Source organism: Microbacterium sp. A94, from assembly GCF_051842855.1.
In the GTDB taxonomy this organism is placed as follows: domain Bacteria; phylum Actinomycetota; class Actinomycetes; order Actinomycetales; family Microbacteriaceae; genus Microbacterium.
In genome coordinates, this window is sequence record NZ_JBPXMU010000001.1 from 611,641 (window position 1) to 636,369 (window position 24,729).

The window sequence follows — 24,729 nt, forward strand, 5'->3', positions numbered from 1 at the left end:
CTCACTTGCGCAGTTGTGCTGACACGCTCAGGATATACCGTGAAGGCCCAGCAAGGAGAGACATATGAGCGCTGCCATCACGACCCCGATCGAACGCGACAACGTCCGCGCCGCACGAGAGAGCGGCCGCACGAGCGTTGTCGTCATCGGTGCTGGAATCAACGGCATCGCCACGTTCCGTGACCTCGCGATGCAGGGCGTCGACGTACTGCTGGTCGAGCGCAATGACTTCGCATCTGGTGCGACCGCGGCGTCGAGCCACATGATCCATGGCGGCATCCGCTATCTGGAGAACGGCGAGTTCCGGCTCGTCAAGGAGTCCGTCCAGGAGCGCAACGGTCTGCTCAAGGTCGCCCCGCACTACGTCAAGCCCCTGCAGACCACGATTCCGATCTACTCGACCTTCTCCGGCATCCTCGCGGCGCCCCTGCGCTTCCTGACCCACAAACAGGGCAAGCCTCAGGAGCGCGGTGCGTTCCTGATCAAGATCGGCCTCACCCTCTACGACACGTTCTCCCGCGACGGCGGTTCGGTCCCCCGGCACCGTTTCCTCGGCCGCAAGAAATCACTCGAGCAGCTGCCCAAGCTCGACAAGAACATCAAGTACACGGCCACCTACTACGACGCGTCTGTGCATGACCCGGAGCGGCTGGCGCTGGACGTGCTGCGCGATGGCGAGGCTGCTCATGACGGCGCCCACGCCCTGAACTATGTCGAGGCCGTCGGGCTGGATGACCAGGGCGTGCTGCTGCGCGACCGCGAGACCGGTAACGAGTTCCACATCACAGCCGACACTGTTGTGAATGCGTCAGGACCGTGGACGGATCTCACCAACGAGGCACTCGGAACCGATACGGCGTTCATGGGCGGCACCAAGGGATCGCACATTGTGCTCGACAATCCGGAGTTGCTCGAAGCGACCGCCGGACGCGAAATCTTCTTCGAGCACTCCGATGGGCGCATTGTCCTCATCTACCCGCTCAAGGATCGCGTGCTCGTCGGCACGACCGATCTCGAGGCAGATCCCCGCGAGCCCGCCCGCTGCACCGAGGAAGAGGTTCAGTACTTCTTCGACCTGGTCGGCCATGTCTTCCCCACTATCGCCGTCGACCGCTCGCAGATCGTCTATCGGTACTCGGGCATCCGCCCCCTGCCGCACCACGATGACACTGCCCCCGGTTTTGTGTCGCGTGACTACCGCATCGAGCGACGCAAGGACGCAGGTTCCCCCGCCGTGTTCAGCCTCGTCGGCGGCAAGTGGACGACGTTCCGTGCGCTCGGAGAGAACCTCGCGAATCACGTGTTGGAGGAGCTGGGGCGCGAGCGCGTCGCCAGCACCGTGGGCGTGCGCATCGGCGGCGGAAACGGCTACCCGAAGACGCCACGACGCAAGATCGAGTGGCTGCGTGACAACGTCGGCGACACCGCCCGAGGCCGTGTGCTCTTCACCCGCTACGGCACGCGTGCCGCCGATGTCGCTGCGTTCATCGCCGAAGCCGAAGACGCTGCCGTGATCGGCGATGCGCTCTCCACCCGAGAACTGCTCTGGATGGTCGAGAACGAACAGGCCTGCCACGTCGCGGACGTCATCTTCCGTCGTACCAGCCTCGCCTTCACCGGCGATGCGGATGCCCAGGTCGTACAGACGATAGCTGAGGCGCTGGCGCCGCTGCTGCAGTGGTCTGCAGATCGCACCGCAGCAGAGATCGACGACACGCTCACGCAGCTGCGTGAGGCGCACGGCGTCGATGTCGCTGTCGCTGTCGCTGTCGCGGAGATCGCCTCCAGCTGAGCCGTCTCGCAATGCGAAAGGAGCTCCCGCCGATTGGCGGGAGCTCCTTTTCGTGAAGATCAGTTCTTACCGAAAAGCTTCTGAATCTCGGCGAGGTCGGCTTCGGTCGGAGCCGTCTGTCCGCCCAGTCCGAATCCGGAACCGGTGGCGGGTCCGGTCGGCAAGCCGGCGTTCTCAGCTGCACGCTTTGCCGGGTTGCCCGAGCGGGACACACTCTTACTCTTGCTCTTCTTGCCGCGCTTGGAGGAAGCACCGGGACGCCCCATACCGGGCATAGCACCCATCCCAGGGATGTTCGGGGTGCCACCGCGCGCGACGGTCTTCATCATCTTCGCAGCCTGGTCGAAGCGCTGCACGAGGGAGTTCACGTCGGTAACGGTCATGCCAGACCCCTTGGCGATACGCAGACGGCGCGAGCCGTTGAGCACCTTGGGGTTGTGACGCTCGCCCGGAGTCATCGAGCGGATGATCGCCTCGGTGCGGTCGATCTCCTTCTCATCGAAGTCTTCGAGCTGCTGCTTCATCTGGCCCATGCCCGGGAGCATCCCGAGCATCTTCTTCATCGAACCCATCTTCTTCATCTGCTGAAGCTGGTCGAGGAAGTCCTCAAGGGTGAAGGCCTCGTTCGCGAGTTTCTCGGCAACCTTCTGCGCCTCGTCCTCGTCGAAGGCCTCCTGGGCCTGTTCGATCAGGGTGAGGATGTCACCGAGGTCGAGGATGCGGCTCGCCATGCGGTCCGGGTGGAAGGGCTCGAGGTCATCGAGGCCCTCACCGGTGGAGGCGAAGATGATGGGGCGCCCGGTGACGGATGCCACAGAGAGGGCAGCTCCGCCTCGTGCATCACCATCGAGCTTGGAAAGGACAACACCGGTGAAGTCGACGCCCTCCTGGAAGGCCTTCGCCGTGTTGACAGCATCCTGACCGATCATCGCGTCGATGACGAACAGGACCTCGTCCGGGTTCGTGGCCTTGCGGATGTCGGATGCCTGCTTCATCAGCTCGGCGTCGACGCCCAGACGACCGGCGGTGTCGATGATGACGACGTCGTGCTGCTGACGGCGGGCGTGCTCCACGCCGTCGCGCGAAACCTTCACCGGGTCACCGGTGCCGTTGCCCGGCTCGGGAGCGTAGATGGTGGCACCGGCCTGCTCGGCAACGACCTGAAGCTGGTTCACGGCGTTGGGGCGCTGAAGGTCGGCGGCTACCAGGAGCGGGGTGTGCCCGTCCTTCTGCAGCTGCTTGGCGAGCTTGCCAGCGAAGGTCGTCTTACCGGAGCCCTGAAGACCCGCGAGCATGATGACCGTCGGCGGAGTCTTGGCAAACTCCAGTCGCCGCTGCTCGCCGCCGAGGATCCCGACGAGCTCCTCGTTAACGATCTGCACGACCTGCTGCGCCGGGTTCAGTGCCTTGCTGACCTCATCGCCGAGAGCGCGTTCCCGCACCTTCGCCGTGAAGTCCTTGACGACAGCGAGTGCGACGTCGGCATCCAAAAGAGCGCGTCGGATCTCGCGGACGGTGCCGTCGACGTCGGCGGCAGTCAGCTTTCCCTTCGTGCGAAGGTTGCGGAAAGTCTCGGTAAGCCGATCGGAGAGCGTGCCAAAGGTAGCCATGGTGCTCTCGATTCTACGCGAGCGCGACCTCGAGCTCGACCTTGCGCGCGCCGCGAACTGGTTTCCTCCGCGAGCCGTTCAGATTCTCCACGGAAGTTCGTGAACGTCCGACATTGCCTCGTTCAACAGCGCCTCCAACGACCCACTGCCTGCTCCACGCTCGGCCCAGACGCGCAGTGATGACATCAGCGCTGCCGCGTAGGCGGCCCCGAGGATGTCGGCGCGGATCGCGCCGATGTCGGCACGGCATGCCGCCTCGGCAATGCCGGCGGCCAGTCGCGCTTGGCGAAGCCCGGTGTCACGCACGAGTTCTTCTTCGAGGCCCATCACAGTGGCGTTGCGCAGAGCGAGGGCAAGCGGATCCGGCGCGAAGTCCGTCATGACGCGCACGAGAATCGCACGCAACTCTGCTCCCCCGGCATCCGACCCGAGATTCGAAATCGCTGTCAGCGCCTGCTCGATCCGGGCGTCCAGCCCCGACCAGAGCACATCGCTCTTCGATGCGAAGTAGTTGAAGAAGCTTGAACGGCTGACGCCTGCGCGCTGAGTAATATCTGCGACCGACGTCGAGCCGTAGCCCTGCTCGAGGAAGAGCTCGCACGCAGCCTCGGCAAGCGTCTCTCGCGATGAGGCGCGGGGACGCCCGGCTCGAGGTTCATTTATCACCCTCTCACCGTACATCGCACGCCGATTCGACTCTCGGGATGTATTGTTAGACCGCATCCAACAATATGTGAAAGGTGATCATGCTCGACATCCTGACTCCGGGTCTCGCGCCAGACCTTGTCCCCTATCTCGACGGCTGGGCGCTGCAGCGCAGCATCCATCACGACGTCGTCGACGGCGCTCGCCCGGACACGTTGGTCCTGCTCGAGCACGAGGCCGTCTACACAGCCGGCAAGCGCACAGAGGATCACGAGCGTCCGCAGGACGGCACACCTGTTATCGATGTCGATCGCGGCGGGAAGATCACCTGGCACGGCCCGGGCCAACTCGTCGGCTATCCGATCGTGCGTCTGCGCGAACCGATCGATGTCGTGGCACACGTGCGACGGCTCGAGCGCGTGCTGATCGATATTCTCCGGCCGCTCGGTGTGGATGGCTATCAGGTCGAGGGGCGCAGCGGGGTGTGGGTGCGCCGTCCGCTCTCGGAAGACAAGGTCGCGGCAATCGGCGTGCGCGTACAGAACGGGGTGACGATGCACGGCTTCGCGATCAACTGCAACAACTCGCTCGCCGGCTTCGGCGGGATCATCCCGTGTGGCATCGCCGATGCCGGAGTCACAACAGTCAGTGAAGTAGTCGGTGCAGAGACCTCGCCCGCAGACCTTGTCACTGCTGTGGCCGAAGCGTTCCTCACCGAGTACTCGGCGGTGGCTGCATGAGCGCGCCAGAAGGGCGGAAGCTGCTGCGGCTTGAAGTGCGCAATGCCGAGACGCCGATTGAACGAAAGCCCGCGTGGATCAAGACCAAGGCGAAGATGGGGCCCGAATACCAGGCACTGCACTCGCTCGTGAAGGACGAAGGCCTGCACACGGTATGCCAAGAAGCCGGTTGCCCGAATATCTTCGAGTGCTGGGAAGATCGTGAAGCGACCTTCCTCATCGGCGGATCGCAGTGCACGCGTCGTTGCGATTTCTGCCAGATCGACACCGGCAAACCTGCCGCTTATGACACGGACGAACCGCGCCGCGTCGCCGAAAGCGTCGCCCGAATGGAGCTTCGTTATGCCACGGTCACCAGCGTTGCACGCGACGATCTTCCCGACACCGGGGCCTGGCTGAACGCCGAGACGGTACGGCGGATCCATGCGCAGAATCCGAACACCGGCGTCGAACTGCTCGCGAACGACCACGGCGGCGACCCCGACTTCCTCGGGGAGATCTTTGACGCGCGGCCCGAGGTGTTCGCCCACAACGTCGAGACCGTGCCGCGCATCTTCAAGCGCATCCGCCCGGCGTTCCGCTACGAGCGCTCGTTGGGTGTGCTGACTCAGGCCCGCGATGCCGGCCTCATCACGAAATCGAACCTCATCCTCGGCATGGGCGAGGAACCAACCGAAGTGATCGACGCCCTGCAGGACTTGCATGATGCGGGCTGCGACATCATCACGATCACGCAGTATCTACGCCCGACCCCGCGGCACCTGCCGGTGGCACGCTGGGTGAAGCCGGACGAATTCGTCGAGTTCAAGCAGGAAGCCGAGCGAATCGGGTTCCTCGGGGTTCTTGCGGGTCCGCTCGTGCGGTCGTCGTATCGCGCCGGGCGCCTCTGGGCGCAGTCAATGCTGTCGAAGGGACGCGAGATCCCACCGCACCTGGCGCACATCGCAGAAAGCGCCGATCGGGGCTTCGCGCAGGCCGTGTGATGACGCTCCGGGCAGCGCGTCGGCGCTGTCCGGAGTGGGCGGAAAGATTTAGTCGGCGCTCATGACCGATTGCACGGTGCCGTCTGAGGCGAGGTTCACCAGCAGGACTTCATCGGTCTCGTCAGCATCCAGCGCGTACTCGAGTACGGCGAACGGCTCGGATCCACCGTGCTCATCGGCCAAGATCGTCATGCTCATCAGTCGCAACGAGCGGATGATGTCGACCGAATCGTCACCGCTGACATCCACCAAGACCTCTGCGAGCTCATCGCCATAGGCTTCCTGCTGCTGCAGGATGTACTCGGTCACTTCGCTGGTGCGATCATCCACCTCCGCGAGCATTCCGCGCCGTGCCGTGGCATCCACATCCTCGAGTCCAGAGATCAACGAAGCTGCGATATCGAGAGCGTCCGGGGAAACATCATCCTGGTCCGGAGCGGTGAGGTCGACCGTCACCGACTGGTCGCCGAGGTCGACCGTCTCGGACCAAAAAATTGATCCGTCCGGCCCCGAGGACAAAAGCCCGAAGTAGTCGTGTTCGATCGCCATAACGCTATGAAACCAGTCCAATCACTGCCCGACAAGGGATGCCACGAAGACGTGCGGCGTGAAACCCGTGAGGTCGTCGATTCCCTCACCCTGACCGAGGAGTTTGACGGGGATTCCCGTTCGCTCCTGTACCGCCAGCACAAAGCCGCCCTTGGCTGAGCCATCGAGCTTGGTGAGCACGAGTCCGGTGACACCAGCATGTTCGAGGAACGATTCGGCCTGCATGACGCCGTTCTGTCCGGTCGTGGCATCCAAAACCAGAAGAACCTCGCTGATCGGTGCTTGCTTCTCGATGACGCGGCGGATCTTGCCGAGTTCATCCATCAGGCCGCCCTTGGTGTGCAGGCGCCCCGCGGTGTCGATGATTGCGATCTCGATGCCCTCGCGCTGTGCATACTCGATGGTCTGAAACGCGACGGATGCCGGATCTTGCCCCTCCTGCTGAGGACGAACGATCGCCGCTCCCCCGCGCTGGGCCCAGGTTGCGAGCTGCTCGACGGCCGCGGCACGGAAGGTGTCTGCGGCACCGACGACGACGCTGCGCTGGTATCCGCGCAGGAACTTCGTGAACTTCCCGATCGTGGTCGTCTTGCCGACGCCGTTGACGCCGACGACCAGCACGACAGCTGGGCGCTCCGTGAGCTTCAGCGTCGTGTCGAACTTCGCGAAGTGCTCTTCCAGCGTCTCGCGCAGCATCCGCTGCAGATCTTTCGGGTCGGTCGTGCGGTACTTCTCAACCTTGTCGCGCAGCTCGTCGACGATGCGCTCGGAAATGTCCGGCCCGAAGTCCGCCGTGATCAGCGCCGTCTCGAGGTCTTCCCACGTCGTTTCATCGATCGTGGGTTTGACGAACATGCCGCGCAGCGCGCGACCCAGGGACCAAGACTTCTCCGCCATGGCTCCAGCCTAGGCGGTGCTGCCTGGTGCCCGTCCCGATTTCCAGACGCTCTAGGGTCGCGGCGGCGTGTCGCACGTGCCGGTCGGCCGGACACGCCGTGGGCACCGTGAGCCATCTGGGATTAGGCACAGAATATGCTCTCGACCATGACGTTCGATGCTCTGTATGTCCACGGTGCGGGACGTCGTGAGACAGCCGCGTGGCCGACGTTGGGCCATGAGCACGGCGAGTTCCTCAGTTTCGATGCGGGATCTTCCGTCCAGGAGCAGGTCGGGGTCCTCCTTCGCACACGTGCCGACCGGCGCTCGCTCTTCTTCGCGCACTCGATCGGCGCGGTGCCCACTGTCCTCGCTGCAGCTTCAGGAGCTCTCGACGTCGCAGGACTCGTCCTCGTGGAGCCTGCGCTCTACGACATCGTGCGTGGAGAGCCACCAGTCGAGCGGCATATCTCCGCTGTGACCGAGGCACGCGCGCAGGCCGCGGACGGCAACCTCCGCGGATGCTGGGCAATCTTGCGCACGCTGATGTTCGGCGGCACCTTCGACGGGGATGCCTGGGACGAGGAACGTCCACTCGCCGAGTATTGGGCGCAGACGAACGTGCCCTGGGGCCACGCTGTCCGGCCACACCTGCTCACCGGCATCCCGACTCTCGTCATCACCGGCGGGTGGAACGATGAGTACGAAGCGATCGCCCACGTTCTCGCCGCTCATGGCGCCCGGCATCAGATCTTGGTCGGCGCACAGCACCGGCCGCAGGATCTCCCGGAGTTCGCCGCGCATGTGGCGGAATTCACCAGCGCACTCTCACACTGACCCGTCCCGATTCCCAGACGCTCGAGGGTCGCGGCGGCGTGTCGCACGTGCCGGTCGGCCGGACACGCCACGGGCGAGTTTGGTCGTCTGGGATTCGGTCCGGTCTGCGGATGCTCTTCGCTCAGCTTGCGGCAGCGGCGCGGTCGCCCACGCGCTGGCCGACAACCGCCGAGACACCGTCCTGGCGCATGGATACGCCGTACAGGGCATCGGCGATCTCCATCGTGCGCTTCTGGTGCGTGATCACCAGCAACTGCGAACTTTCCCTCAGCTGCTCGAACACGGTGAGTAGACGACCGAGGTTGGCGTCATCCAACGCCGCCTCGACCTCGTCCAGGATGTAGAACGGGCTCGGCCTGGCCTTGAAGATCGCCACCAGCAGCGCGACAGCGGCAAGTGACCGTTCACCACCAGAAAGCAGGGACAACCGCTCGATCTTCTTACCAACAGGCCGTACCGAGACCTCGATGCCCGTGGTGAGCATGTTGTCCGGATCAGTCAGGGAGATACTTCCCGATCCGCCAGGGAACAGCAGCGGGAAGACCTCGCCGAAGGCGCGCTGAGTATCCTCGAACGCACTCGCGAAGATCGTCTGCATCCGTTCGTCGAGATCAGTGATGATCGTCAACAGATCCTGGCGGGTCTGGGTGAGGTCGGCGAGCTGTTCCGTCAAGAACGCATGGCGCTGCTCGAGCGCGGCGAACTCCTCCAACGCCAGCGGGTTCACCCGACCGAGTTGGTTGAGCTTTCGCTGAGCTTCGGAGAGACGGCGTTCTTGGATGCGTCGGTCATACGGGATAGCGGTGGAATCCGCGCCGTCGTCCTCGGCGGTTTCCGGCTCTGCCAGCGGGTCGCGCGGCACCGGCTGATCCGGCCCATATTCCGCAACGAGAATATCTTCGTCGAGCGCGAGTTCGGATGCCACGCGCTCCAGCAGACTGGTCAGATGCAGCTTTTTCTCATGGATCTGCAGCTCCAGCCCGTGCACGCTCTCGGTGAGCCCGGCAAGCCGCTCGCGAAGCGAAGTCTCCTGTGCACGGAACGCCGTCAACTCCTCGTTCTGCGCTGATCGGGCGCTCTCTGCCTCGCTCAGGCTGATGCGCGCTTCCGTCACCGAGCGGTCGATCGAATCCAGAACCCGCGGCAGTTCATCAGCCACAGCGGTCGCCGCTTCGCGCTGCGCCCGCCGGATCACGGCACGCCGCGCAGCTTCCGCCGCAGCATCCCGTTCCTGCTCCCGCTGGCGCTCCAGGCTCGCGGCCCTGGCCTGAGCTGCACGCACACGCTCACGCAGTGTCTCGATCTCCAACCGCGCGCGCACTTCGTCTTCGCGGGCGCTCTCCAGCGCTTCGAGCAGGCCGTCTCGGGCCGAGGCATCCAGCACTGGCCTCGGCGTCGCCTCAGCCGCTGCCAACTCAGCCGTCGTTGAAGCCGCTCCGGCCTCGGCATCCGCGACGGCTGCCTGCGCCTGCGCGAGCCCGGCCTCAAGCCGCTCGCACTCCGCAACAGCCGACTCATGACGAACGGTGACTCTGTTGACCTGCTCCGCGTGCGTCGCGAGCGCCGCATCGTGCTCACGCAGCGCCCGCAACGAATCCTTCGCCTGACGACGCGTGGTCTCCACCCGCTCCGAGGCATCCTCCCGCGCCGTGCGCAGTGAGTCGACGATCACGCGGACCTCGGCGAGCCGGTCCTGCGCCGCATCCCGTTCCGCGGCGAGCTCCAAGCGCGAGCGTTCCCCGCCCGATCCGGTTCGCAGCGTCTGTGCGGTGATGACATCACCGCCGGTTGTGACGATGGTGACGGTCGTGTTTACGAGCGCGTCCAGTGCCGCTCGCGCGCGGCGGGCTGCGTCAAGATCGTCAGCCACCAGTACATGAGAGAGCACCGCCAGCACACCAGCCGGGGCAGTGACGACCGACGTCGCCGCCGTCACGCCGGCAACCTCCGGCAGCACGGCCTCAGACGCCGCAGCTTCAGCGGCAACGAAATCTACGACACCGAGTTTCTGCTCAACAGATTCTGCTGCCAGCGCGAATGCTGCCGCCGAGTCGTCGACCAGCACGCCCTCGGCAAGCGGTCCGAGAACCGCGGCTATCGCAGCTTCAAATCCTGCCGTCACCTGTACGGAATCGCCGACCAGTCCCTGCACGCCCGCAGCGCCGGATTTCACCACCTCGGCCGCACCGCCCGAAAGTGACAGGGCGCTGCTCAGTGCCGATGCCTTCGCCGTCAGTGACTCCGCCTCGCGCTCAGCTGAGTGCAACTTCTCCCGCAGCGCTTCCCGCTCGGTCTCGGCGGCAGTCGCTTCCCGCTGCGCAGTCTCATAGGCCGTGGCATGCTCAGCCGCGGTTCCTACTGGGGCTTCCGCTTCATCGATCTGTTCAAGCGCATCGGCCGCCTCACGGCGTCGTTCATGGGCCGCTTCGAGCGCGTTCTCCTGGCGCAGCACAGCGCCACGAACGGCAGCCAGTGCGGAGGCCGCTGCCTCTGCCGTGCCGCGTAACGCAGTGATGCGCATGTCATGCTCGGAGACCAATGCGCTCTGCTCGGCGATGTCCACATCGAGGGTATCGAGTTCTGCCCTCGCGTTGATGACCTCGCGGCTAGCGCTTGCCGCACCATCCTGAGCGTCACCGAGACCGGCCGATATCGCCGTGATCTCATCCTTGGCCTCGTCGATCATCGCCTGTGTCACCGTCACTGCGGTGACGGCAGCGTCGTCCTCGTTCGACCCCAGCAGCGCGAGCCGTTGGTTGGCCAGCGTGTAGAGCGACCGCATCCGCTCCTGTGCTTGTTCAAGGCCGAAAGTGATGCGCCGTGCCTCGTCGACGCCGGCCGAGTTCTGAGTAGCTTCGAGCCGAGCGATGCCGGCACGAACAGTATCGGCCTGATCTGTCAGCACCAGCCGCTCCGTGTGCCGCTCCTGCTCGGTGTTCGTATGGTCAGCCAGCGCGGTTCGCAGCGCGACGACGTCATCGGCGAAGATGCGCGCCTTCGCGTCACGGACGATGGCGGCGATCGATTGTGCTTCGCGGGCGATCTCGGCCTGCCGGCCGAGCGGCTTGAGCTGGCGCCGGATCTCGCCGGCGAGATCACTGAGCCGGGTGAGATTGGCCTCCATGGCGTCGAGTTTGCGGAGGGTCTTCTCCTTGCGCCGGCGGTGCTTGAGGATGCCGGCGGCTTCTTCGATGAACCCGCGACGATCCTCCGGCGATGCCTGCAGCACGGTGTCCAGACGTCCCTGCCCGACGATGACGTGCATCTCTCGACCGAGACCGGAGTCGCTGAGCAACTCCTGCACGTCGAGCAGCCGGCAGCTTGAGCCGTTGATCGCGTACTCACTGGAGCCGTTGCGGAACAGCGTGCGGCTGATCGTCACCTCGGCGAATTCGATCGGCAGAGCGCCGTCACTGTTGTCGATGGTGAGCTGCACTTCGGCACGGCCCAGAGGACCACGCGTGGATGTTCCGGCGAAGATGACGTCTTCCATCTTGCCGCCGCGCAGCGTCTTGGCGCCCTGCTCACCCATCACCCAGGCCAGGGCGTCGACGACGTTCGATTTGCCGGATCCGTTCGGCCCGACGATGCAGGTAACGCCGGGTTCGAACACGAAACTGGTCGGCTGTGCGAACGACTTGAAGCCCTTAAGCGTCAGGCTCTTCAGATGCATACGAGCACCACTCGTTCGGGAAGAATCACGCCTGAAGATTATCCGAAGCCGCCCCGGAATCCAGCATCCCGCGCGGCGCGACTCCGGATCCGCGACGACCGCGACACGCCGTAAAGACGGCAATTGCTTGACGTACGCTGTGCCTGCCCACTAAATTGACAAACCGGATCGCTCACGAAAGGAGGACGCTCATGATTACTTCAACTCTCATCGCTCACACCGCAGGCACTGCCGCGGATCGTGCGGAGAATCTGGCGTCCTCGTACTTCGGCATCCGTCCCAGCACGCTGTCGTAGCACCGCCATCTGAGATTCCTGGCCCGTAGTGGGCCTTCTCTGCCGGTCTACGCCGCCTCCGCATCGGTCGTCTCTCTTCGACCCTCTGCACCCCTTCTGGCCGCGTCTCATCTTTCGAGCGCACAGGCCTCTGCATCCGATCATCGGACTCTGCACCCATCTCTACACGAAACGAGCAACACCGTGAGTACTCGCACGCTGCTTCGCAGCACCGCCCACCCGCCATGTACCGAGGACCAGGAGATCCTCGAGATCACCGTTCCCAGCAACCGGCACGAACTCGCTCTGCGCGATCGGCTGTCATTGCGTATCGGCCTGTGGCTGCTAGTCCGTGCCCAGCGCCCGAACCGGCCGTCGAAGCCAGCTATGAGCCGTGAGCAAGTAATGCTCATGCTCGAAACACGCCGCACCGTCGAGCGTGAGGCGCTGGCCGTGGTCATGTACGACCTGCACCGCGTTCAGCGTTGATCGAAAGGATCAATCATGGCAATCACCCTCACCGACGCCGCGACGCTGCACCCGCTTCCTCTTCCGGAGGCGGGTGCAGCACCCACCCCGCTGATCCGCCAGTACGCGGACGTGCGCAATGCATCGATTCTCGAGACGAGCGGACGCGATGATGATGTTTTGCCAGTCGAGTCGTTACTGCCCGTGCTTTACTCGACGCGCGCTTCGCGCAGGCGTCAGTGGTACATCGAGCAGGACGGCTCGATGATCGGATGCATCGCGGCAGACATCCTGCAGGATGCCGATGGCGAATCCGCCATCGGTGTCATCGCTCTGCTTCAGAAGCACGGGGGCCAGGGCCTCGGCACTGCGGCGCTCGCTCACCTCGAATCGGAACTTCGAGAAGCCGGGGTTCGCAAGCTCCTGTGCTGGGTGGAGCACCACGGCGACGACACCGATGTGATCTGCTCGCCAACCGGCTTCGGATCTGTGCCCCGCGACAACGTCGCACATTTCCTCGAGCGCCGCGGGTTCGCGCTCGGTCAGGTCGAACGCGCCAGCGCTCTGACCTGGGATGCTGACACCGTTCACGGACTCGAGCGCGCGCGGGCCGTAGCCCAAGAGCACGCGCAGGACTACCGCGTCGTGCAGTGGCTGTCGCCAACGCCTGCCGAGTATGTTGACGGCTACGCGTGGATGAAGTCCCGAATGTCGACCGACGCCCCAGACGCCGATCTCGGAATGCCCGAGGAGATCTGGGATGCCGCACGGGTGGCAGAACTCGATGCGCGACAAACCGCGAAGGGCTTCACGATCCAGGTCACAGCCGCGCAGCACCTCGCCACCGGCGAGCTGTGCGCATTCAACGAGTTGGCGATGAGTATCAGCGATGCGTCCAGCGTGACCCATCAGTACGACACCCTCGTGCTGGCGGGGCATCGCGGCCATCGTCTCGGCGCCTTGGTGAAGACGGCCGGTCTCCTCGGATGGCACCAGACGTTCCCTGCGTCCCCGCGCGTGGTCACCTACAACGCCGAGGAGAACCGCCCGATGCTTGACATCAACGAGGCCCTGGGCTTCGCACCGTTCGCCTATGAGGGCGCCTGGAAGAAAGATCTGACGTGAACGCACCCATCATCACCGACCTGGTGATTCCGGCATCCCTCGACACGATCGACGCTGCGGAATTTCGTGCGATGGTCGACCTCGGCAATCGGATGGCGCAACTCGACAGCGGCATCGACGATCTCGACGACACCCCCGAACAGCTGCTGCCTTCGTGGCTCGACCAGACCGACCGCACGCGGCGCGGTTTCATCGCACGGCGGGACGGTCAGATCGTCGGCGCCGCCGAGATCACAACGTCGAACGCCGTGGGAACGACCTCCGCAGAGATCGGATTCATGGCTCTTCCCGACGAGCTCGCGGGCGCCGTCGGCCAAGCGTTGTTGGAGCGTGTCGAGCAGGAAGCGCGGGTACTCGAACGTTCCGCACTGCAGACGTGGTCGCTGCATCCCGCGGCCCCGGACGAGCGGATGCTGACACCAGCGACCGGCTGGGGTGAGGTCGCATCCACGCCGCTCAGCGCGCTGCTTGCAGCGAATGGCTACGCACTCGAGCAGGTCGAGCGCAACAGCGTACTCCCCCTCGACGGTCCGCTCATCGATGCTGAGCGCCGGCTTCGGGAGGCCTCAGCCATCGCTGGGGCAGATTACCGCGTCGTGAGTTGGACGCTGCCGACGCCTGCCGAGTTACGTGCCGGATACGGAAGCATGATCGCTCGTATGGCCACTGATGTGCCCAGCGGAGACCTCCTCATGGAGGCAGAGATCTGGGATGACGAGAAGGTTAGTCGCCGCGACATGCAGTTCGCCGCGGGTGGTCAGATGATGTCGGTCGCGGCGGTGATTCATGAGCCGACCGGTGCCATGGTGGCGTTCAACGAGCTGCTGGTCGGCGCGGATCGCGCGAGCGTCACCCATCAGTGGGGAACGCTCGTCGCGAAGGAGCACCGGGGCCGACGCCTGGGCACGATCGTGAAGTGTGCGAACCTGCTGCGGTGGAAGGAGCTGGCCCCGAAATCGCCCAAAGTCTCGACATTCAACGCGGAAGAGAATCGTCGGATGCTCGACATCAACGAGGCGATCGGCTTCGTGCCTGCTTCCTATGCCGGAGGGTGGCAGAAGCGACTCGGCTGAGGCCTGCCTGCTGACAGCCAGCCAGCCAGCCAGCCAGCCAGCCAGCCAGCCGAGGATCATCCTCGCGATGTACGCCCAGCCGGTTTGACACGACTGCAGATGGATGACCGCACGGGCACCGGCGACGAGGCTGGAGGTATGAATGATTTCGTCCTCGAAGCCTCCGGACTCACAAAGAGCTATGCGACAACCTCCGCCCTCGCCGGCGTAGACCTGCGTGTGCAGCGCGGCCAGTCGCTCGCGATCATGGGAGCGTCGGGATCCGGCAAGACGACGCTCTTGCACGTGCTTGCCGGCATCGTCACACCGGATGCCGGTGCCGTGCGCTTCATGCCCGCATCCGGCGCACCGATCGATGTGACCGGCGGGTCCGAAAGTGTACGGTCACGTCTGCGGCGCGAGCAGTTCGGTTTCGTCTTTCAGCAGGGTTTGCTGATGCCGGAGCTGACGGCCGTCGAGAACGTGGCGCTCGCGCTCATGATCAACGGCGTGAAGAAAACTGATGCCACAACCCAAGCCGCTTCGTGGCTGCACGCGCTCGGACTGGCAGGAAAAGAAGACAGCCGAATCGGCGAGCTCTCTGGTGGCCAGGCGCAGCGCGTCGCGATCGCCCGCGCTCAGGTGGCCGGCGCCGAGCTCGTTTTCGCAGATGAACCGACGGGAGCATTGGATTCACAGACCGGCGCCGAGGTGATGGATGCTCTGCTCTGGTCGACGACCGGCCAGGGCAAGACGCTGCTCGTCGTCACACATGATTCCGATGTCGCCGCGCGCTGCTCACAGACCCTGCACGTGCGTGACGGCCGTTTCGTCCAGAGCGGTGTCTCCGCATGAACGCGCGTGTCCTCGCTCTGTTACTGCGAACCTCGCCGGGAGACCGTGCCATCGTCGCCCTCCCCATCATCGCCTTCGGTGTTGTGACCGCGCTCGTCCTGACGGTCATCGGCGGCGCACAGGCATTCTGGACGTGGACTGACCCTGACGCAGGGCTTTACCAAGCGCTCGCCGCAATCGCCGTCGTCCTGCTGATTGTCCCGCTGTTCACACTCGGCGGTGCGGCAGCTCGGCTCTCGGCACGGCGCAGGGATGAGAAGCTCTCGACGCTTCGGCTCCTCGGAGTCTCCCCTGCCGGTGTCGTCGCAGCGACGGTGATCGAGTCGACGTTGTTGGCATTCGCCGGTGCCGTTGCCGGGCTGCTCGGATACTTCGTTCTGGCCCCGCTGGTGGCTCTGATTCCTTTCCGTGGCGAAGCGCTGGGGATCGAATCAGTGTTGCTGCCAGCAATCCACATCCTCGCGGTCGTCATCGGGGTCGTTCTGCTCTCCGCGGTCAGCGCCGCGATCGGCCTGCGGCGCGTCGTCATCTCGCCGCTCGGCGTGCGGATGCGCACTGACGTGCCAAAAGTTCACTGGATTCGCGCGGTGTTCGCTGTGGTAGTGATCGCGGTGGCCATCGCCCTGATCCAGGTGTTCCCCCAGGTCGCGGGACTGGCAGTCACGATTCTCGTGGTTGCTGCGCTCTTCGGCGCAGTTCTCGCCGTGCTCAACCTCGTCGGCCCCTGGGTCCTGAAGTTGCAGGCGCGCCGACGCCTGAACCGTGCCCAGCGCCCCGAGCAACTGCTTTCTGCCCGTCATGTCTTGGAGTCTCCGAAGGCAGCGTGGAGACAGGTTAGCGGCGTGGCGATGACGAGTTTCGTCGCGGTCTTCGCCGGCACGGGCGTTTCACTGATGGACACCATGAGCGGTGCTGAGGCGGATGCCAATCTCATGCTCGCCGTCGACATTCGCACCGGGCTCATCATCACGCTCGCTGCCTCGTTCCTGATGGTTGCTGTTTCCGTCGGCGTGAATCAGGCATCCAGCATCCTCGATCAGCGTGATCTGCATCGGAGTCTGCACTTTCTCGGCATGCCGTTGCGCACCGTCGATATTGCACGCCGCCAGTCGATGATGTCGCCGTTGCTGATGACGGCGATCGGATCGGCCGTGTGCGCCGCCGCAATGATGCTCCCCTTGATCGGCATCTCGATCATCGTCGCACCGTTGTCGCTGTTGACGATCGCCGCGGTTATCGCCGCCGGAATCGGACTCGTGTGGCTCGGCGCACGGGTGACAACACCGTTGTTGGCGCGGGCGTTCGCCGCGGCCTGACGGCCAGCATCGCCAGGGAGCGACCGAGCGGCCCCGCGTCAGTGGCCGTCGACGATCGACATGACCGCGGCGAACAGGAACAGCCCCGGGACCACGTACAGAAATGCGAGTATGGCGAACCAGCCGAGCGCTCCGAGCACGGCCGACCACCCCGTGCGACGATCGCTGAGCTTCAGCCGCTGACCGGCCGATCCGATCCTCGGTCTGGGCGCTGTCCACGATTGGTCGGATGCCTCAACCGCGGTTCGCGAGCCTGCCAGCGCTGACAATCCATCCTGGCCAGGCACATTCTCGTCACGGTAGCGGGTCGCCGTTCGAACCAGGGGCGGCGCAGTTCCACGCAGTGCTGCATCGATCGCGAGCCAAGCGTGTGGTTTCGCGTAGTCTGCCGCTTCGGGTGCGAAGAAGACTACTGAATCGTCCACGATCTCGATGTTGAACGAACTCGCATGGTCAATGAGCGCCGCCATCACGTCGGGCGGGAGCACGAACAAGGCGTCACGCTCGTAGCGTTCCGGCGCGAAAACCTGGAAGAACCTGTCGAAGTCGCCTTCCAGCGAGAGCCGCTGTGCAGGATCCACACGCACCGGCAGCCGTTTCGAGACTCCACCTGCCGCTTCGGAACCGAGGATGAGATGCGGCATCAGCACCGGAAGCTTCACGACCAGATAGCGCCAAATGTCGCCCCCACCGCGCCCACGTCGCAGGTTGCCGAACTCGATCCCGTCTGCCACGAACCTCGGGTAGAAAAACGTCTCGTCATTGCCCACGGTGATCAGGGAGCGAAAGTGCGCACGACGTGTGGGCTGCGGCTCAAATCCGTTGGCCAGGGCTGTCAGCGTCTGCCGCCACTCCGTTATGCGGGAACGCGGTGACGGCGGCCGTTTGGACCACCGACTCAACCAAAAGGCACCGACGCACCAGAAGAGAAAAACGATGACGACGACCGCCATGTCGCGCACGTCAGCGGTTGTGATCCGATTGTCCTGGAGAGTGTCTATCCGTACCGCCAGGGTGAACCAGGCTAAGCAGAGATACCACAGCATCAGGCAGCGGTTCACGTGAACAAGCATCTGGCGCACCGTGGGCACCCAGCTCGGTCGGCCCTCCCGGCGTAGCCGAGCCATCGCCGCGGCGACATCAGCCTCCGGGGCGTTCAGCCACTGCAGATTCATGCCCTCATCCACCGACTCTGCGACGTCGCTGGCAGCGCGGGCAATAGTGACTTGAGCGGTTCATGAACGCCGCACGCCGGATCTCGCCACCACAGCGCGGGCACGACTGGCCCCCGCGACCGTAGGCATTCAGCGAATGCGCGAAGTAGCCAGCCTCGCCGTTGACATTCACGTACTGTGCGTCGAAGCTCGTGCCGCCCTCTGCCAGCGCCTTATGCAGCACCAGTCGGGCCTCGTTCAACAGGCGGCGGACAGCCTGCGCCGAAAGAGCGCGCCCGTCGGTTTCCGGATGGATGCGCGCCGCCCAGAGCGACTCATCGGCGTAGATGTTGCCAATCCCACTGATGACGGTCTGGTCGAGCAGAATGCGCTTGATTGCGCTGGATCGGCGCCGCACTGCGGCGATGAACGCGGCGTCATCGAACTCAGCATCCAAGGGGTCACGAGCGATGTGCTGCACCTGCATGGGCACCGAATCGGAGCCGTCGAGCACAAGAGCGTCCACGGCGAGAGAGCCGAAGGTACGTTGGTCGGCGAAGACGACGGCCAGTCTTCCGTGCGAGGGATGCTCGACACCGATCCGGATCCGTTCGTGGCGCTCGGCTGGAGCATTCGGAACCCGAAGCAGCATCTGACCGCTCATCCCCAGGTGCGCCGTCAGCGCGTATCCCGGAGTTGCCAGCGGCAACCACAGAAATTTGCCACGGCGCGATGCCGCAGTGATCGATACGCCTTCCAAGCGGTCGACGAAATCGACGACACCGGCCGTATGGCGGGTCAGCGCACGCTCGTCGAAGACCTCAACACTGGTGATCGTTGCGCCAATAACGGCGGGGGCGAGGCCTGCGCGGACAACCTCGACCTCAGGAAGTTCAGGCACTCTTGCTGAGGGAGCGCCAAGCGCTGAGGGCAGCCGCCATCTCAGCGGTCTTCTTGCTGGTGCCCTCGCCTGTCATGGCAACTGCACCGACGAGAACCGTCGCGGTGAAGCGCCGATCGTGGTCGGGACCACTTGAGGTGATCGTGTACTGCGGCGGCGTGGAGCCGATGCGAGCAGCCAGTTCCTGCAGGCTCGTCTTCGGATCCATTGCGGCGCCGTAGCGCTCCGGGTCGGCGAGCAACGGCTCGGTCAACCGAAGAATAAGCTCGGTTGCCGTTTCCGGGCCCGCCCACAGATAGGTGGCGCCGAAAACAGCTTCCATGGTGTCGGCAAGGATCGAGTCCTTGTCACGGCCACCAGTCTGCTCTTCACCGCGTCCCAGCAGCAGGTGCTGCCCCAAGCCGATACCACGAGCGACCTCTGCCAGCGCAACCGTCGAGACGACGCTCGCACGCCGTTTGGCAAGCTGGCCTTCATCAATATCGGGATGGGTGGTGAACAGCATCACTGTCACCGCCTGTCCCAACACGGAATCGCCGAGGAACTCGAGACGCTCGTTGTGCGGAATGCCACCGTGCTCATACGCGTACGAGCGGTGGGTCAACGCCAACGCAAGCAGCTCAGGGTCGATATCGACCCTGAGCTTCTTTGCGAGAGCTGCAGTCCCGCCGGGGACCTCCGCCACGATCGTGAGACCGCGACTCAGACGTCTGCGACCTTGCGGCCCTTGTACTCCATGAACAGCTCCGTGCCCTGCGAGTCGGTGACGACCTTCGCCTGGTGCGGGCGGCTGTAAACGACCTTGCCGTTCTCGATGGTCTTGACGAGGGCCGGGGCCTCCGCCTTCCACTGCGCGCGACGCGAGCGGGTGTTCGAACGGGAAACCTTGCGCTTCGGGGGGTTACCTGCCATGGCTAACTCTCTTCTGTATTCTCAGGAGCACGACTGTCTGCCGCGCTCCCCTGGTCTGTGATCTGTTGGAGCACACTCCACCGAGGATCGATGGGAGTGTCACTCTCCGCCCCGGCGCTTCCGGTCAGCTTCTCACCCGTGTTCGGGTCGAGCCCCGGGCAATCCGGCTGACACACCGGCTGAAATGGAAGAGCCAAAACGGCCGCTTCCCTGACTAGCGTTTCAAGATCCACGTGGTCGTCTTGAACCTCGAAGTCAGTTTCTTCTTCACCAGGATACGCGAAAAGCTCCTGGAACTCGACTTCGACAGGCTCAGTGATGTCAATGAGGCATCTTCCGCAGACGCCGGTGTACTCAGCGTCGACGCTTCCGGTTACCAGAATGCCTTCGTGCACTGACTCCAGGCGCACCTCGATGTCGAGCTCGGTACCGGCTTCGAACGAGACGATGCCCTCACCCCACTGCTCTTTCAGAGCAAAGGAGAACTGATGCTCCCGCATCTCCCCTGGTCGTCGGACGATGTCTCGGACCGGCACCACGAATGGGCCGTTGAATCGGGTCTTCACACTTTCATGTTACCGGCGGATGCCAGGAACGGCACTGTCACCCGCGCGGACAGGTCACAGTCCGCGTGCGCCGGTGTCGAGGAACGCAGCGACCGCCCGCGGCACGAACGGTGCCACATCTCCACCGAGTGCCGCGACCTGGCGCACGAGGGAACTCGAAACCATCGCGTGCGAGGGATCGGGCAGCAGGAAGACTGTTTCGATGTCAGCGAGGTGTCGGTTCACGATGGCCATGGGAGATTCGTAGGCGACGTCTATCTGTGAGCGGATGCCCTTGACCAGCACGCCCGCATTGACGTTTCGGGCGTAGTCGACCAGGAGACCCATGCTCCAGGAATCCACCACGATGTTGCCTCCCATCCCCTCTTCGGCGATGGACTGCTCAAGCAGCGACATTCGCTGTGAAAGCGGCAGCATCGCCTGCTTGCCGGGGTTGTGCACCACCAGCACGTGCAGCTCGTCATAGAGCTTCGCTGCTCGTCTGATCACATCAAGATGACCAAGCGTGGGTGGGTCAAACGAACCTGGGACAACGGCGATCCGGCTGCTCACTTCGACTCCTTCGAACGCTCAGTACGTCGCATGAGGTCAGCCTATTGCACGTTGCCGATCTAGTTCTTCGCCAGAGCCGCCCGATCGTCCTCCGTCACGCGCTGCGCGATGACCTCCCGCAGTCCTGTGTGAGATGCGAGCTGCGGGTCTGTTTCGAGGATCTGCTCGGCGAGATCTCTGGCCCTGGCAATCAGCTGGGAATCTTTGACCACGCGCAGCAGGCGCAACGACGAGCGCACGCCGGACTGCGTAGAACCGAGTACATCGCCCTCTCCGCGCAGCTCGAGGTCGACTTCAGCCAGGGCGAAGCCATCGAGGGTCGCAGCTACGGCTTCAACCCGCTCGCGGGCCAGCGACCCGGCTTCGGCCTCGGTCACCAGCAGGCACAATCCCGGTACCTCGCCACGGCCGACCCGTCCGCGAAGCTGGTGCAATTGTGAGACTCCGAAACGGTCAGCATCCAACACGATCATCGTGGAGGCGTTCGGAACGTCGACACCGACCTCGATCACCGTCGTCGCGATCAGAACATCGATCTCGCCGCGGGCGAACGCCTGCATCACGGCATCCTTCTGATCGGCAGGCATCTTGCCGTGCAGAACCGCGCGCCTGAGTTGTCCGACCGTTGGGTGGGTCGCCAGCGCCTCGTCCAACTGCACAACTCCCCAGCGCGGCCCCGTGGCGCCTTCTTCGGTGGGGACGAGCGCGGCCGCGTCCTCTTCGCCGCTGCTCTTCTTGGTCGTATCGATCGCCGCGCACACGGCGAATACCTGCCGTCCTTGTGCGACCTCTTCAGCCGCCCGATCCCAGACCCGACGGAACCAGTCAGGATGCTCCGCCAACGGGGCGACGAATGTCTCGATCCCGGCGCGCCCGGCAGGCATGGTCCGGATCACCGAGGTGTCCAGATCACCGAAAACAGTCATCGCGACGGTGCGAGGAATAGGCGTGGCGGTGAGCACCAGTGCGTGCGGGCTCGATCCTTTGGCTCGCAGTGCTTCGCGCTGTTCGACGCCGAAACGGTGCTGCTCATCGACGACCACGAGTCCCAGATCAGCGAAGGTGGTCTTATCCCCCAGCAGAGCGTGAGTTCCGACCACGATCAGTGACTGCCCGGACGCAACGCGCAGCGCGGCTTTCCGGCGCTCCGGTGCTGACATCTGCCCCGTCAGGAGCGTCGGCATGACCTCGGGTGCCAGCTGTGGCCCCAGCATCCGTGTTATTGATCTCAGATGCTGGGAAGCCAGCACTTCGGTGGGCGCGATCAGCGCCGCCTGGCCACCGGTCTCGGCAACCTGCAGCATCGCCCGCAGCGCGACCAGGGTCTTACCCGAGCCGACTTCTCCTTGGACGAGCCGATTCATCGGCCAGCTGCCGGTGAGATCTGCCGCGATCTGCTCGCCGACAGTCTGCTGATCGGGTGTGAGCGTATACGGCAGCGCCGCATCGAATCGCTCGAGCAATCCGCCGGGTGTCGCATCCCGGCTCGTCGCGCTCAGCTCGCGAACGGCAGCCCGCTGCTGCAGCAGCGCTGTTTGCAGCACGAGAGCCTCGTGCATACGCACTGTGCGCACCGCCGGGTCGACTTCGTTGAGATTCTGCGGACGATGCAGTTGCACCAGCGCTGTGCGGGCGTCAAGCAGTTGCTCGCGCCGTCGCACTTCATCCGTGAGCGGGTCAGGAACCTCGCCGAGCTTTGGCAGCACCGCCTCCACGAGTTCACGAAACTGTCCGCTTGAGACAGCAGAGGTTGCCGGATAGATCGGGATCGGTCGATGCGCTCTGTCGTCAGCACGTGCCTGCGCGCTCTCGTCGTCGTCGAAGAGTTCATATTGCGGGTGCGCGAACTGGGTGACCTCGTTGTACGTTCCGACTTTGCCGGAGAACACCCCACGACGTCCGCGACGCATCTCGCCTGCCCGCCACTCCGCCTGTTTCAGATTCTTGGCGAAGAACGTCAACGACACGCGACCATTACCATCCCCGATGATCACATCGGTCATTGCCCCGGGGCGGTTTCGCATGCCACGTGCCGTCGCGGAAAGCACCTCTGCAACGATCGTCACCGTCTCACCCACGGGCAGGTCAAGGATCGGAGTGAGCTCTGCGGGATCGGCGTAGCGCCGTGGATAGTGACCGAGGAGATCCCCCACCGTGGTCATTGCGAAGGCACGCTCGATCTTCTTCGCGGCGGCCGGACCGATGGCGTCGGACAGACTCGAGGTGAGAGAGAAGACCATGTCTGAAGTCTAGAGAACGCCCCGGACAGCCATAGGCTGAACGGGTGACAAGAATTATCGCCGGCGCCGCGCGCGGCCTCCGCCTCGAGGTGCCGGGAAAGGGCACTCGCCCCACCAGCGACCGCGTGCGTGAATCGCTGTTCGGTGCGCTCGAGTCAGCGGACGCCATCGCCGGTGCCCGCGTGCTCGATCTCTATGCCGGGTCCGGAGCACTCGCGCTGGAGTCGCTGAGTCGCGGTGCCGTGAGTGCAGAGCTGGTCGAGCGGTCGCGCTCTGCGGCATCCATTGTCCGCCGCAATATCGCGACGGTGAGCAAGGCCGTCACCGGCACCGTCGCGCATGTTCACGAAACTGCTGTGCTGGCGTTCTTGTCTCGGGCCGCCGGTCCCTATGACCTGGTCTTCATCGACCCGCCTTACGATCTCGACGATGCGGCGATGACCGCCGATCTCATCGCACTTTCGCCGTTGCTGTCGCAAGACGCTGTTGTCGTCATCGAGCGTGCACGACGGGCGACAGCGCCTGATGTCGCAGCCGCCGGGCTCGAAGTCTTCCGTGAGAAGCCCTACGGTGACACCGCGCTGTGGTGGGCTCAGCCCGTCGTCGAGTCCCAGTCACGGTAGGGATCCCAGCCACTAACGTCCACCGGCTCGCCGTCGCACAGCACGCCCTCGTCCACGCGCTCGCGCACGGAACCGATGATCCGAAACCCGGGCGGCAACACGCCCGGTGGGAACGTTGCCAGCAGTGCGTGATCCTCGCCGCCAGCCAGTGCCAGCAGCGCATCCTCGCCCAGCGCAGAACGCACCAGATCGAGCGTGACATCGGATGCCGCGGCAAGCCGCCGTGCATCCAGCGCAAGCCCATCAGAGATGTCCATCATCGCGGTCGCACCGGCGACGGATGCCATGACGCCCAGCCCGATCGGCGGTGCCGGGCGCAGCTGGGCATCCAACGCGGACCGCTCCCCTGCTGCCAACTGGGACGTGACCACGGCAATCGGTGTGCCCTGATCGCGGAACTTCCCGAACAGCACCGCGAGTCCGCGGGCAGCATGCCCCAGCTCGCCGGCTACGGCGACGACGTCCCCGACGCGTGCGCCCCCTCGTGTGACAGCATCCCGCCCCTCCAGATCGCCGAGCGCCGTGACGGCGACCGTCAGCACATCAGAGACCGTCAGATCGCCGCCGACCACCGCGCACCCCGGCGCAAGGGCCTCACAGGCTGCGCGCAGCCCGTCCGCCATCTGCTCCACGAACGACACACGCATATCGCGCGGAACGGCCAGCGCGACCAGCAGCGCGGTCGGCCGAGCACCCATCGCGGCGATGTCCGCAAGGTTGACGGCGGCTGATTTCCAGCCCAGGTCGTAACCGCTGGACCAGGCCAACCGAAAGTCGGGACCGTGTACGAGCGTGTCCGTTGTCGCCACCACTGTTCCCGACGCTGCCGCGATGACAGCCGCGTCATCACCGGGTCCGATGATCGCGGCGGCCGCGCGCGGGGTGCGGGCCAGAATGGCACGCAGAACCGTGCCTTCGGAGACATCGCCCAGGCGCGGGTCATCAGCTGAGTGGGAACGCATGCTGTCAAAGGTAGCCTGGAATC

General features: G+C 64.5%; 23 protein-coding genes. 10 read left to right on the forward strand and 13 right to left on the reverse strand.

Going from position 1 to position 24,729, the window contains the following annotated elements; genetic code table 11:
- Window positions 1–64: 64 nt before the first annotated feature.
- Window positions 65–1,792 (forward strand): FAD-dependent oxidoreductase, encoded by a 1,728-nt coding sequence (locus ACSU1L_RS03105; protein ID WP_438254675.1) that lies wholly within the window; start codon window positions 65–67, stop codon window positions 1,790–1,792.
- 59 nt (window positions 1,793–1,851) lie between these two features.
- Here the strand turns inward: ACSU1L_RS03105 and ffh are convergent, their stop codons facing one another.
- Together ffh and ACSU1L_RS03115 are read right to left on the reverse strand one after the other, a co-directional pair.
- Complete coding sequence (gene ffh / locus ACSU1L_RS03110) at window positions 1,852–3,402, reverse strand: signal recognition particle protein (RefSeq protein WP_439254684.1); 1,551 nt, start codon at window positions 3,400–3,402, stop codon at window positions 1,852–1,854.
- Between the two features lie 78 nt (window positions 3,403–3,480).
- Window positions 3,481–4,068: a TetR/AcrR family transcriptional regulator gene (locus tag ACSU1L_RS03115; RefSeq protein ID WP_439254685.1), complete on the reverse strand. Its 588-nt coding sequence runs from the start codon at window positions 4,066–4,068 to the stop codon at window positions 3,481–3,483.
- Window positions 4,069–4,148: 80 nt separating this feature from the next.
- Here ACSU1L_RS03115 and lipB point away from each other — a divergent pair, with 80 nt between their 5' ends.
- Together lipB and lipA are read left to right on the forward strand one after the other, a co-directional pair.
- Window positions 4,149–4,787: a lipoyl(octanoyl) transferase LipB gene (gene lipB, locus ACSU1L_RS03120; protein WP_439254686.1), complete on the forward strand. Its 639-nt coding sequence runs from the start codon at window positions 4,149–4,151 to the stop codon at window positions 4,785–4,787.
- Window positions 4,784–5,770 carry a lipoyl synthase gene (lipA, locus tag ACSU1L_RS03125; RefSeq protein WP_439254687.1) on the forward strand — a complete coding sequence of 329 codons (987 nt, stop codon included), beginning with the start codon at window positions 4,784–4,786 and terminating at the stop codon, window positions 5,768–5,770. Before lipB ends, lipA begins: the two co-directional genes overlap by 4 nt.
- Before the next feature lie 48 nt (window positions 5,771–5,818).
- On the opposite strand, the gene ACSU1L_RS03130 is transcribed toward lipA, so the two are convergent.
- Window positions 5,819–6,319, reverse strand: coding sequence for a DUF2004 domain-containing protein (locus tag ACSU1L_RS03130; protein ID WP_438254683.1), 501 nt, complete (start codon window positions 6,317–6,319; stop codon window positions 5,819–5,821).
- 21 nt (window positions 6,320–6,340) lie between these two features.
- Window positions 6,341–7,216, reverse strand: a complete 876-nt coding sequence (gene ftsY, locus ACSU1L_RS03135) for a signal recognition particle-docking protein FtsY (protein ID WP_438254685.1) — start codon at window positions 7,214–7,216, stop codon at window positions 6,341–6,343.
- 147 nt (window positions 7,217–7,363) lie between these two features.
- On the opposite strand from ftsY, the gene ACSU1L_RS03140 reads away from it, so the two are divergent.
- The gene (locus tag ACSU1L_RS03140; RefSeq protein ID WP_439254688.1) at window positions 7,364–8,032 is read left to right on the forward strand and encodes a hypothetical protein; all 669 of its coding nucleotides are present in this window, start codon (window positions 7,364–7,366) and stop codon (window positions 8,030–8,032) included.
- A 121-nt stretch (window positions 8,033–8,153) separates the two neighbouring features.
- Here ACSU1L_RS03140 and smc read toward each other — a convergent pair whose 3' ends face one another.
- Window positions 8,154–11,705 carry a chromosome segregation protein SMC gene (gene smc / locus ACSU1L_RS03145; protein WP_439254689.1) on the reverse strand — a complete coding sequence of 1,184 codons (3,552 nt, stop codon included), beginning with the start codon at window positions 11,703–11,705 and terminating at the stop codon, window positions 8,154–8,156.
- A 479-nt stretch (window positions 11,706–12,184) separates the two neighbouring features.
- On the opposite strand from smc, the gene ACSU1L_RS03150 reads away from it, so the two are divergent.
- From ACSU1L_RS03150 to ACSU1L_RS03170, 5 genes are all read left to right on the forward strand, one after another.
- On the forward strand, window positions 12,185–12,469 hold the full coding sequence (locus ACSU1L_RS03150; RefSeq protein WP_439254690.1) for a hypothetical protein: 285 nt from the start codon (window positions 12,185–12,187) through the stop codon (window positions 12,467–12,469).
- A 15-nt stretch (window positions 12,470–12,484) separates the two neighbouring features.
- The gene (locus ACSU1L_RS03155) at window positions 12,485–13,573 is read left to right on the forward strand and encodes a GNAT family N-acetyltransferase (protein ID WP_439254691.1); all 1,089 of its coding nucleotides are present in this window, start codon (window positions 12,485–12,487) and stop codon (window positions 13,571–13,573) included.
- Window positions 13,570–14,646: a GNAT family N-acetyltransferase gene (locus tag ACSU1L_RS03160; protein ID WP_439254692.1), complete on the forward strand. Its 1,077-nt coding sequence runs from the start codon at window positions 13,570–13,572 to the stop codon at window positions 14,644–14,646. The genes ACSU1L_RS03155 and ACSU1L_RS03160 overlap by 4 nt, the downstream gene beginning before the upstream one ends.
- Before the next feature lie 138 nt (window positions 14,647–14,784).
- Window positions 14,785–15,480 carry an ABC transporter ATP-binding protein gene (locus ACSU1L_RS03165; RefSeq protein ID WP_438254694.1) on the forward strand — a complete coding sequence of 232 codons (696 nt, stop codon included), beginning with the start codon at window positions 14,785–14,787 and terminating at the stop codon, window positions 15,478–15,480.
- A complete protein-coding gene (locus ACSU1L_RS03170; RefSeq protein WP_439254693.1) occupies window positions 15,477–16,796 on the forward strand; it encodes an FtsX-like permease family protein in 1,320 nt (439 codons plus the stop codon). The genes ACSU1L_RS03165 and ACSU1L_RS03170 overlap by 4 nt, the downstream gene beginning before the upstream one ends.
- 38 nt (window positions 16,797–16,834) lie before the next feature.
- Here the strand turns inward: ACSU1L_RS03170 and ACSU1L_RS03175 are convergent, their stop codons facing one another.
- The 7 genes from ACSU1L_RS03175 to ACSU1L_RS03205 form a co-directional block, all read right to left on the reverse strand.
- Window positions 16,835–17,971 (reverse strand): hypothetical protein, encoded by a 1,137-nt coding sequence (locus ACSU1L_RS03175; protein WP_439254694.1) that lies wholly within the window; start codon window positions 17,969–17,971, stop codon window positions 16,835–16,837.
- A gap of 4 nt (window positions 17,972–17,975) precedes the next feature.
- Window positions 17,976–18,851: a bifunctional DNA-formamidopyrimidine glycosylase/DNA-(apurinic or apyrimidinic site) lyase gene (mutM, locus tag ACSU1L_RS03180; RefSeq protein ID WP_439254695.1), complete on the reverse strand. Its 876-nt coding sequence runs from the start codon at window positions 18,849–18,851 to the stop codon at window positions 17,976–17,978.
- Window positions 18,844–19,536 carry a ribonuclease III gene (gene rnc, locus ACSU1L_RS03185; RefSeq protein ID WP_438254700.1) on the reverse strand — a complete coding sequence of 231 codons (693 nt, stop codon included), beginning with the start codon at window positions 19,534–19,536 and terminating at the stop codon, window positions 18,844–18,846. Before rnc ends, mutM begins: the two co-directional genes overlap by 8 nt.
- Window positions 19,537–19,553: 17 nt before the next feature.
- On the reverse strand, window positions 19,554–19,763 hold the full coding sequence (gene rpmF / locus ACSU1L_RS03190; protein WP_438254702.1) for a 50S ribosomal protein L32: 210 nt from the start codon (window positions 19,761–19,763) through the stop codon (window positions 19,554–19,556).
- A gap of 2 nt (window positions 19,764–19,765) precedes the next feature.
- Window positions 19,766–20,263: a YceD family protein gene (locus ACSU1L_RS03195; RefSeq protein ID WP_439255039.1), complete on the reverse strand. Its 498-nt coding sequence runs from the start codon at window positions 20,261–20,263 to the stop codon at window positions 19,766–19,768.
- A 120-nt stretch (window positions 20,264–20,383) separates the two neighbouring features.
- Window positions 20,384–20,881, reverse strand: a complete 498-nt coding sequence (coaD, locus tag ACSU1L_RS03200; RefSeq protein ID WP_438254703.1) for a pantetheine-phosphate adenylyltransferase — start codon at window positions 20,879–20,881, stop codon at window positions 20,384–20,386.
- A gap of 59 nt (window positions 20,882–20,940) precedes the next feature.
- A complete protein-coding gene (locus ACSU1L_RS03205) occupies window positions 20,941–23,121 on the reverse strand; it encodes an ATP-dependent DNA helicase RecG (protein WP_439254696.1) in 2,181 nt (726 codons plus the stop codon).
- Window positions 23,122–23,165: 44 nt separating this feature from the next.
- Between ACSU1L_RS03205 and rsmD the strand changes: the two genes are divergently transcribed.
- Window positions 23,166–23,744 (forward strand): 16S rRNA (guanine(966)-N(2))-methyltransferase RsmD, encoded by a 579-nt coding sequence (gene rsmD, locus ACSU1L_RS03210; RefSeq protein WP_439254697.1) that lies wholly within the window; start codon window positions 23,166–23,168, stop codon window positions 23,742–23,744.
- Here the strand turns inward: rsmD and thiL are convergent.
- Window positions 23,714–24,706: a thiamine-phosphate kinase gene (gene thiL / locus ACSU1L_RS03215; RefSeq protein WP_439254698.1), complete on the reverse strand. Its 993-nt coding sequence runs from the start codon at window positions 24,704–24,706 to the stop codon at window positions 23,714–23,716. The two genes, rsmD and thiL, sit on opposite strands and share 31 nt — an antisense overlap.
- Between the last annotated feature and the right edge of the window lie 23 nt (window positions 24,707–24,729).

Bases quoted from the DNA above. Each gene is read 5' to 3' on its own strand.
- ACSU1L_RS03105 (WP_438254675.1), top strand. From the start codon at position 65: ATGAGCGCTGCCATCACGACCCCGATCGAACGCGACAACGTCCGCGCC.
- ffh (WP_439254684.1), bottom strand. From the start codon at position 3,402: ATGGCTACCTTTGGCACGCTCTCCGATCGGCTTACCGAGACTTTCCGC.
- lipB (WP_439254686.1), top strand. From the start codon at position 4,149: ATGCTCGACATCCTGACTCCGGGTCTCGCGCCAGACCTTGTCCCCTAT.
- lipA (WP_439254687.1), top strand. From the start codon at position 4,784: ATGAGCGCGCCAGAAGGGCGGAAGCTGCTGCGGCTTGAAGTGCGCAAT.
- ACSU1L_RS03130 (WP_438254683.1), bottom strand. From the start codon at position 6,319: ATGGCGATCGAACACGACTACTTCGGGCTTTTGTCCTCGGGGCCGGAC.
- ftsY (WP_438254685.1), bottom strand. From the start codon at position 7,216: ATGGCGGAGAAGTCTTGGTCCCTGGGTCGCGCGCTGCGCGGCATGTTC.
- ACSU1L_RS03140 (WP_439254688.1), top strand. From the start codon at position 7,364: ATGACGTTCGATGCTCTGTATGTCCACGGTGCGGGACGTCGTGAGACA.
- smc (WP_439254689.1), bottom strand. From the start codon at position 11,705: ATGCATCTGAAGAGCCTGACGCTTAAGGGCTTCAAGTCGTTCGCACAG.
- ACSU1L_RS03155 (WP_439254691.1), top strand. From the start codon at position 12,485: ATGGCAATCACCCTCACCGACGCCGCGACGCTGCACCCGCTTCCTCTT.
- ACSU1L_RS03165 (WP_438254694.1), top strand. From the start codon at position 14,785: ATGAATGATTTCGTCCTCGAAGCCTCCGGACTCACAAAGAGCTATGCG.
- ACSU1L_RS03170 (WP_439254693.1), top strand. From the start codon at position 15,477: ATGAACGCGCGTGTCCTCGCTCTGTTACTGCGAACCTCGCCGGGAGAC.
- ACSU1L_RS03175 (WP_439254694.1), bottom strand. From the start codon at position 17,971: ATGAATCTGCAGTGGCTGAACGCCCCGGAGGCTGATGTCGCCGCGGCG.
- rpmF (WP_438254702.1), bottom strand. From the start codon at position 19,763: ATGGCAGGTAACCCCCCGAAGCGCAAGGTTTCCCGTTCGAACACCCGC.
- ACSU1L_RS03195 (WP_439255039.1), bottom strand. From the start codon at position 20,263: ATGCGGGAGCATCAGTTCTCCTTTGCTCTGAAAGAGCAGTGGGGTGAG.
- ACSU1L_RS03205 (WP_439254696.1), bottom strand. From the start codon at position 23,121: ATGGTCTTCTCTCTCACCTCGAGTCTGTCCGACGCCATCGGTCCGGCC.
- thiL (WP_439254698.1), bottom strand. From the start codon at position 24,706: ATGCGTTCCCACTCAGCTGATGACCCGCGCCTGGGCGATGTCTCCGAA.